1 protein-coding gene is annotated in these 1,198 nt (G+C 69.0%); it reads right to left on the bottom strand.

Annotation, left to right across the window (positions count from 1 at the left end; all coding sequences use genetic code 11):
* Positions 1-319: 319 nt before the first annotated feature.
* Positions 320-1,198: 3-oxoacyl-[acyl-carrier-protein] synthase III C-terminal domain-containing protein (locus tag ABZV94_RS41720; protein WP_356350333.1), on the bottom strand; the 879-nt coding region annotated here is incomplete at its 5' end.

Below are 1,198 nucleotides of genomic sequence, written 5' to 3'. Positions count from 1 at the left end.
TGGGCGCAGAACCGTCCGCGGGCTCCGGAACACTCCGTAAGAAGGCCATCACGACCCTCTGCGCGACGAGCACGGACGTCTCCGACTCCTGGTCGCGGAGGAGGTGGCGGAAGAGCTCCCCGGGGTCCCCGGCGAGAATTCCGGCCGCGGATTCCTCCGTTCCCGGACTGCATTCGAACCGGTCGAGGGGGAGCGAGGTGAGTCGGTCGGTGAGGAGATCGTCGGAAGGTGAGCAGCTCGATTGCGCGACAGTCGACATGGTCAGCCCCTGAGGTCAGTCATCGGACGTGCCGTACGGAAGGGTCGGCGTGCGCAGAGATCAGTGGCCGGATTCGGCCGGCGTCCTCTGCAGCAGAACTCCCACGCGTGATCCCGGAACACTGGCGGCCAGCAGGTAGTGACGGCCGTGCCGCACCCGGCCCTCGCGATTCCGGTCGACCAGGTTGATGAGCGGGTCGGCGGCGAAGCAGTGCCCGACGCGTTCGATGTTGTCCAGGGAGAGCTGCGCCGGTTTGAATCCGGCCTGCAGTTCCTTCATCGTGACCACCGGCTTGAAGACATTGGTGTGCAGAACTCCGTCGATGTCCGACGGCTTCATTCCGCGCGGGGTCAGCAGGGTGTCGTTGACGCGGCGCGACAGCTCGGAACTGATTTCCTCCGACCAGTCCATACGGCTCGTGTCGTGCGCCGTCGCGGTGTCGACCAGCGTGTACTCACCGGCCCCGTCCGTCACCAGGCAGCCGGCCGCGCCGTCGCTGAACAGGGCGAATCCCGTCATGCGGCGCGCCTCGTCGGTCACCCGGTCCACCGTGAGGACGAGGACGCGCCGGTGGCTGCCCCCCGCGACCAGGGAACGGGCCACCACGAGGCCGGCCAGCAGGTTGGTGCAGCGGTTGAGCGTCACTCCCACCACGTCGTGGTTCTTCGTCCCGAGGCCCGCCAGGACGGCCTGGACGAACCCGCCGTGGGTCTCCGCGTCACCGGGGAAGCCGGTGCAGCACAGGACCAGGGCGTCCACGTCGGCCGGATCGGTGCCGGAGCCGGCCAGGACGGCCCGTCCGCACCGGGCCGCCAGTTCCTCCAGGGGCAGCTCGGTGCGGTGCACCTTTCCCCAGCCCCACAGTTCGGCCCTGGGCGGCATCCCCCCCCGTTCGGCCTGGTCCAGGAGGCCGGGTAAGTCGGAGTGGTCCGTCTCGTT

The sequence above is a fragment of the Streptomyces sp. NPDC004658 genome (genome assembly GCF_040609555.1).
Classification (GTDB): Bacteria; Actinomycetota; Actinomycetes; order Streptomycetales; family Streptomycetaceae; genus Streptomyces.
The sequence above is the reverse complement of the archived record's forward strand: the minus strand, read 5'-3'. Positions and strand labels throughout refer to the sequence as shown.